This window comes from Suttonella ornithocola (assembly GCF_001889065.1).
In the GTDB taxonomy this organism is placed as follows: Bacteria; Pseudomonadota; Gammaproteobacteria; order Cardiobacteriales; family Cardiobacteriaceae; genus Suttonella_A; species Suttonella_A ornithocola.
On the sequence record NZ_LWHB01000080.1, the window covers coordinates 1 to 6,845 of the forward strand.

Annotated in this window: 8 protein-coding genes; 4 read left to right on the forward strand and 4 right to left on the reverse strand. The window is 38.2% G+C overall.

The window, feature by feature from the left end; all coding sequences use genetic code 11:
* From A5N85_RS06590 to A5N85_RS06600, 3 genes are all read left to right on the forward strand, one after another.
* Positions 1-230, forward strand: a 230-nt coding sequence (locus tag A5N85_RS06590; protein ID WP_249023935.1) for a transposase, incomplete at its 5' end; no start/stop codon positions are given.
* Positions 227-664, forward strand: a complete 438-nt coding sequence (locus A5N85_RS06595) for a hypothetical protein (protein WP_072576522.1) — start codon at positions 227-229, stop codon at positions 662-664. The genes A5N85_RS06590 and A5N85_RS06595, both read left to right, overlap by 4 nt.
* A 97-nt stretch (positions 665-761) precedes the next feature.
* Positions 762-1,067, forward strand: a complete 306-nt coding sequence (locus A5N85_RS06600; RefSeq protein ID WP_072576523.1) for a tyrosine-type recombinase/integrase — start codon at positions 762-764, stop codon at positions 1,065-1,067.
* Positions 1,068-1,210: 143 nt separating this feature from the next.
* On the opposite strand, the gene A5N85_RS06605 is transcribed toward A5N85_RS06600, so the two are convergent.
* From A5N85_RS06605 to oppB, 4 genes are read right to left on the reverse strand one after another with little or no spacing between them, the layout of a single operon-like run.
* Positions 1,211-2,914 carry an L-lactate permease gene (locus A5N85_RS06605; protein WP_072576524.1) on the reverse strand — a complete coding sequence of 568 codons (1,704 nt, stop codon included), beginning with the start codon at positions 2,912-2,914 and terminating at the stop codon, positions 1,211-1,213.
* Between the two features lie 46 nt (positions 2,915-2,960).
* On the reverse strand, positions 2,961-4,559 hold the full coding sequence (locus tag A5N85_RS06610) for an ABC transporter ATP-binding protein (protein WP_072576525.1): 1,599 nt from the start codon (positions 4,557-4,559) through the stop codon (positions 2,961-2,963).
* A gap of 1 nt (position 4,560) precedes the next feature.
* Positions 4,561-5,469, reverse strand: coding sequence for an ABC transporter permease (locus A5N85_RS06615; RefSeq protein WP_072576526.1), 909 nt, complete (start codon positions 5,467-5,469; stop codon positions 4,561-4,563).
* A complete protein-coding gene (gene oppB, locus A5N85_RS06620; protein ID WP_072576527.1) occupies positions 5,466-6,404 on the reverse strand; it encodes an oligopeptide ABC transporter permease OppB in 939 nt (312 codons plus the stop codon). The genes A5N85_RS06615 and oppB overlap by 4 nt, the downstream gene beginning before the upstream one ends.
* A 134-nt stretch (positions 6,405-6,538) precedes the next feature.
* Here oppB and A5N85_RS06625 point away from each other — a divergent pair.
* Positions 6,539-6,845, forward strand: a 307-nt coding sequence (locus tag A5N85_RS06625; RefSeq protein ID WP_249023936.1) for an ABC transporter substrate-binding protein, incomplete at its 3' end; no start/stop codon positions are given.

The following is a 6,845-nucleotide window of genomic DNA, read 5'->3' on the forward strand; positions in this document are numbered from 1 at the left end:
AAAACAGTGTAATTGTCATGGACAATGCCGCTTTTCATAAACGCAGTGATATTCAAGCAATCATTGAAGAGCATGGGCATGAGATACTTTGGTTACCCCCTTATAGTCCAGACTTAAATCCTATTGAAAAGATGTGGGCTTGGATTAAGCAAATACGCAAAGAATGGCGGATGGATTGTATTGATACTTTATGCTTTTATCTGCTTTGGATTGGGTTGGGTTTTAGATGATTGCACTATATTTGGATGAAATCACGCCTGAGCATCGCAGTCATAAATCAGAAAAGAGCCGATTTACTTTTTTTGCCAATAGTTTTCTTGGGAAAATGTATGTTGACCAAGTATCACCGAATGATATTGAGCTATTTATCCGTCAACGCAAAGAGAAAGTAAAAGATGCGACGATTTTGCGTGAGATTGGGATGTTGAGTGCGTTATTCACCCATTGCATCCGCTGGCGATATTGCCTCAGTAATCCAACCAAGTCTGCTCAAAAACCACCTGAACCCACACATCGTCAGCGACGTGTTTTTCCACATGAAATTGAGCAGATTTTAATGCTCTTACGTTATCGGGAAGATTCTCCTATTTTTCTGCGTTGCCAAGTCGCCGCTGTCGCTTTTTTACTTGCGATAGAAACAGGGATGCGTGCAGGAGAAATATAGTCAAATCAGCTAAAAAACAGAACGTTATCTACCGCTAGAATGGTTAGATAAGGGCTATAGGATGTTTTGTTTTTTAGCTGATTGCACTATATTTAGTATGACTTGGGATAATGTTTATTTAAAAGAGGGATATGTACATCTTCCTCGTACTAAAAATAACGATTGGCGAGATGTGCCGTTATCGCATCGGGCAGTTGAGTTGATTGAAAAAATGATTGGTTTTAGTGAGATAAAAGTTTTTAGTTTTGCCCAAGAATCCACTGTGCAGGCTTTTCGATTGGCAGTTAAAGCAGCAGGTATTCAAGATTTACATTTTCATGACTCTCGTCATGAAGCGTGCTCACGAATGGCATTGTTACCTGGTATAGATGTGATAAAACTGTCTAAAATTATTGGTCATTGAGATCCAAGATCGTTGATGGTTTATTTCAATCCCACAGCGCAAGAGTTAGTTTCAGTCATTTGTGGTTGATTGCTGTAAATAGTGATTTGATAAGGCTCTAGACTATCAGGAATAACCTGTTAGTCTAGAGCCATAATTTTTCTCTATGGGGCAACAAATTGTATTTTATCCTGTATGTGAAAAACATACATCGCTAATAATCCAATAATTCCCGAAGCAATTAAATAATAAATAGTGGGAATAATGGTTTTACGTAAAGTTAAACCTTCTCTTCCTAATAATCCGACGGTCGCTGAGGCGGCTACTACATTGTGAATAGCAATCATATTCCCTGCTGCTGCTCCAACAGCTTGTAATGCAAGAATAAATGTACCTGATACATGTATTTGCTCAGCAACTCCTAGTTGGAACTGACTCAACATCATATTAGAAACTGTGTTAGAACCTGCAATAAATGCCCCTAAAGCGCCAACTGTTGCGGCAAAAAAAGGATAAACCTCGCCAAATAGACTAGCAATTCCTCTAGCCATCATTATTGGCATAGAGACGATATCAGCGGCATTTACACCTGAATTAATCATAATTCTAACCATAGGAATGGTAAAAATTAATACAACTCCTGCACCTAGTAAAACACCTATGGACTCCTTCGTTGCCCTTTGTATCATATCATGACGCATTCTATGAAAGAACATTGCAAAAACTGCCGCGATAATCATTAAACCACCCGGAATGTAAAGTGGTTGAAATCCCGCGCTAATTTTTTCTACCCCCAAAATATTAGTAAATTTAAAATCAATAAATTTAGACCATGCCATAGCGTCTGGTGAAACTCGGGTAATCACTAATAAAGCTGTCATCAATACATAAGGCAACCAAGCAGACCAAAGAGGAATATGACGTGGTGTGCCAATATCATCCAATTTTATCTGTAAACTTCCTAACCAAGCTGTTGGCCAATTTTCAGGCACATCAAAATTCCATGGAGTTTTAGGGATTAGAAATCCCGCTTTTGCGGCAGGCAATACAATCATTAACCCAATCAATCCACCAAGAAGAGAAGGAAACTCTGGTCCAATAAAATAGCCAACAAAATAGTAAGGAAGAATCATGGCTAATGCGGCAAAAATGGCGAATGGAGCTACACCAAGCCCCTCTTTCCATGAGCGATTTTTACCAAAAAAGCGGGTAAGCATGACGCACATAAATAATGGCATAACTACACCAACAATAGAATGAATCATTACAACGTCATGTGTAACTAACTCTAAAAAACCTCGCCATGAAAGGTCTTGAGCAGCAAAAATGGGTTCTAAAGTCCCTTTATCTAATCCCCCATCAATTCCAATAACAATTGGAGTTCCGATAGCACCAAAAGAAACGGGCGTTGATTGCACCATCATTCCTACCATAACTGCACCCATTGCTGGGAATCCAATAGCAACTAATAAAGGAGAAATTACAGCTGCTGGTGCCCCATATCCAGCAGCACCTTCGATAAAAGAACCAAAAAGCCAAACTATAATAATAGTTTGTATTCTTCTGTCTGGGCTAATATTTGTAAATCCACTGCGAATTATTCCTATAGCACCTGATTCTTTTAGTGTATTTAGCAAAAATATCGCGCCAAAGGCAACCCACAATACACCTATAGCAATTACAATTCCTTGTAATGTTGAAGCTGCGATACGGAGCAAGTCCATTTGCCAAGCAAAGTCTGCAATGATGACCGTTATTGCAAAAACAATTGGCATTGCATATTTTGCCTTAATATGAAAGCCTACTAATAATATACCTGCTAATAAAATTGGCGTAAAAGCAAGTAATGCTAAGATTGATTGGGACATAATATTCTCCTCTATATGTTAAATTTTCAATAAATTATTTTTAATATTAAAGGTCAAAAGCAGCGTTAATCAAACGTTGAGTATATTCTGTTTGCGGTTGATAGAATATCTGCTCAGCAGTTCCTGTCTCCATAACTTTTCCTTTCTGCATAACAATTACTCTATCACTCATTGCCCGAACTACTGATAAATCATGGCTAATAAATAAATAGCTCAAGTGATATTTCTGTTGTAAACTGCGTAATAAATCTACAATTTTTACTTGAATAGAGCGATCCAGTGCGGATGTTGGCTCATCTAGCAAAACAAATTTAGGTTGTAAAATTATAGCGCGTGCAATAGCAATTCGTTGGCGTTGCCCACCGGAAAATTCGTGAGGATAGCGGTTAATCATATCAGGTGATAAAGCAACTTCTTCTAAGATAGTGGCTACTCGTTCACGGCGTTCTTTTCCTGATAATTCAGCTTGATGAACCAATAGTCCTTCACCAATAATTTCGCCAATGGTTAGACGTGGAGAAAGTGATCCGAAAGGGTCTTGAAAAACCATTTGCATTTTACTTTTAGTATCTCTTCGCTCTTTCTGTGAAAGCGTAGATAAATTTTTCTTTTCAAAAATTACTTTACCTTTATAGTCAAGCATCTGCATAACAGCTTTTCCTAAGGTAGATTTTCCTGAACCAGATTCTCCAACAACGCCTAATGTTTCTCCACTTTTTAGCGTAAAAGAAATATCTTCTACTGCTGTAAATACTGCTTTTGCTCCTCCAAATATTCCGCGTTCTGTCACAAACTCCACTCGGATATTTTTTGCCTCTAACAATTCAACAGCATCTTCGGCTATGGGGTGTTTTAAACCATTAGGAGTAGCATTTAATAGCTCAACCGTATATTGATGTTCTGGCGCAGAAAAAACTGTTTTAATATTACCTCTTTCAACGACCTCCCCTAAGCGCATAACACAAACGGTTTCTGAATAATGTTCAGCCAATCCTAAATCATGAGTAATAAAGATAATTGCCATCCCCATTTCACGCTGTAAATCATGAAGTAAGTCTAAGATTTCAGCTTGAATCGTAACATCTAGTGCTGTAGTGGGTTCATCAGCAATCAGCAAATCTGGCTCGTTAATCAATGCCATTGCTATCATGATGCGTTGTAATTGCCCACCAGAAAATTCATGTGGATATTGTTTTAATCTTTTAGCTGGCTCTTTAATACGAACGCGTTCTAACATCAATACGGCTTTTTCGCGTGCTTGTGCCTGTGAAGTCTTTGGATAATGTGCAAGCACAGTTTCGATTAACTGATTCCCTATCGTCATAAAGGGGTTTAAAGAAGTCATTGGTTCTTGGAAAATCATACCAATACGATTTCCACGCAACCGGCGTAAAACAGATTCTGGCGCTTTGAGTATATCTACTTCTTCAAAAATAATTTTACTCTCATCAGAGTAATGAGTAACGTTTGTAGGCAATAAGCGAACAATACTCATTGCAGTGACTGATTTTCCTGAACCAGACTCTCCGACTAACGCCAATGTTTGACCTTTTTCTAAGGAAAAAGAAACGCCACGAACAGCATTGACTTCTCCATGTGCCGTTTGAAAAGTAATATCTAAATTATCAACCGTCAACAACGACATATTAGCGCTCCTTAGGATCAAAGGCGTCACGCAAACCGTCGCCAATAAAATTAAAACAGAACAACATAATCGCTAGAAATAATGCGGGAAATATGAGTAACCAAGGTGCACTTTCCATTTGTTTTGCCCCTTCAGAAATAAGAACGCCTAACGAAGTCATAGGTTCTTGTACCCCCAAGCCTAAAAAGCTTAAAAAGCTTTCTGTCAATATCGCAAGAGGAATGGTTAATGTAACATAAACGACAACGGTTCCTAAAGTATTAGGAACAATATGACGACGAATAATAGATAGAGGCGAAACGCCTAATACTTCTGCTGCTTGAACAAATTCTTTATGCTTCAAGCTCATGGCTTGACCGCGTACAATTCTTGCCATTGTCAACCACTCTACAGCCCCAATAGCAGCAAACATTAAGTAAATATTACGCCCAAAAAATACCATTAATAAAATTACAAAAAACATAAATGGCATAGAGTAAAGGACATCCACTACACGCATCATAATACTATCTGTTCGTCCCCCTGCATAACCAGCGATAGCGCCATACGCAACACCAATAATAAGACTCACTGCTGTTGCACAAAGGCCAACTAATAATGAAATTCTCATTCCATATAACACGCGCACGAATAAATCTCGTCCATTAGCATCTGTTCCAAACCAATGACCGTTTTCTAAAGAAGGAGCGGTTTGAAAATCATCCCAAAAAACCTCATCAATAGCATAAGGTCTTAAATGTGGACCAAAAAAAGCCAATAAGATTAATACCAATAGAACAATCATTGCAGCAACTGCTGCTTTATTTGCAAAAAGGCGTCTCATAGCATGCTTCATTAAGCTATCGCCTTTTTTAGCTTTTAATGGCACGTTATGCAAAGTTTTTGTATCGTCTAATTTTTCTTCACTCATGATAATCTCACCTTTGGATCTAACCAAGCATAAGCCAAATCTACTAATAGGTTAAATAACACAATCAATACACCGTAAAAAACAACTACACCTAATACTAATGTGTAATCACGATTCAGTGCGCCTTGTACAAAATAGCGCCCTATTCCCGGAATACCAAAAATTTGCTCAATAACAACAGAGCCAGTTAACATAGCCGCACATGCTGGTCCTAAATAACTCACAATCGGCATAAGCGCTGGTTTTAAGCAATGACGTATGATAACAGCCTTTTCTGATAATCCTTTTGCTCTAGCAGTTCTTACATGGTTTGCACGCAATACTTCTATCATTGAGCCACGCATTAGTCGAGATACATAAGCGATTTGGGGAAGTACTAAGGCAATTACAGGTAATATCATTTGCTTCCAAGAATTTCCCCAACCACCGCTTGGTAAGATTTTTAATCCCCACCAAGTGAAGGGTAATACTACTAAAAATAGCTGTAATAATGGTGCAACTACAAAATTAGGGATAGTAATACCAGTCATTGCAGCGCTCATGACGGTATAATCTATTTTACTGTTTTGCTTAATAGCTGCGATAATTCCAAGGAAAGAACCAACCACTACGGCAATAGCAATCGCAGTAAAACCTAATTTCATCGAAACGGGGAAACCATATCCAATAAGCTCATTAACTGTTCTATCAGTATATTGAAAAGAAGGACCAAAATCGCCGCGTAAAATACTGCCCATATAGCGTAAATATTGCTGCCATAACGGCTCATCTAAATGATACATAGCATTGAGATTAGCTTGAATTTCAGGCGGTAAGGTTCGCTCCAAATCAAAAGGTCCACCCGGTGCAAAACGCACCATAAAAAAAGCTAAAGTAATGATGACTAATAAAGTCGGAATTGCCACCAATAGCCGTCTAAATACATAACGCCACATAATTTTCCTTATGTTAAACAATGGAATAAAAGCATTCCCAAGTAAAAATGGATATTTTTTTAGAGCCATATGTTAAAGGGAAAGATTTTTTATGATAACCTGAAAAAATCTTAACACAAGCCAAAGAGGAAAATATGCCTAAAACTGTAATCAAAACTCTAAGCGCAGCATTACTACTAGCTATAAGCACAACTAGCTTAGCAGAAATGGTTTTTAATCGAGGAAACGGTTCTGAACCTCATTCCATTGACCCACAAATTGCCGAAGGCGTTCCTTCTTCACACATCCAACGCGATCTTTTTGAAGGTTTAGTTGCAGAAGATTCTAAGGGCGAACTTGTTCCCGGTGTTGCAAAAAATTGGGATGTTTCAGATGACGGCAAAACATACACTTTCCATTTACGCGATACAAAATGGTCAGACGGAAGTCCATTTACAGCAG

Bases quoted from the DNA above. Each gene is read 5' to 3' on its own strand.
- A5N85_RS06595 (WP_072576522.1), top strand. From the start codon at position 227: ATGATTGCACTATATTTGGATGAAATCACGCCTGAGCATCGCAGTCAT.
- A5N85_RS06600 (WP_072576523.1), top strand. From the start codon at position 762: ATGACTTGGGATAATGTTTATTTAAAAGAGGGATATGTACATCTTCCT.
- A5N85_RS06605 (WP_072576524.1), bottom strand. From the start codon at position 2,914: ATGTCCCAATCAATCTTAGCATTACTTGCTTTTACGCCAATTTTATTA.
- A5N85_RS06610 (WP_072576525.1), bottom strand. From the start codon at position 4,559: ATGTCGTTGTTGACGGTTGATAATTTAGATATTACTTTTCAAACGGCA.
- A5N85_RS06615 (WP_072576526.1), bottom strand. From the start codon at position 5,469: ATGAGTGAAGAAAAATTAGACGATACAAAAACTTTGCATAACGTGCCA.
- oppB (WP_072576527.1), bottom strand. From the start codon at position 6,404: ATGTGGCGTTATGTATTTAGACGGCTATTGGTGGCAATTCCGACTTTA.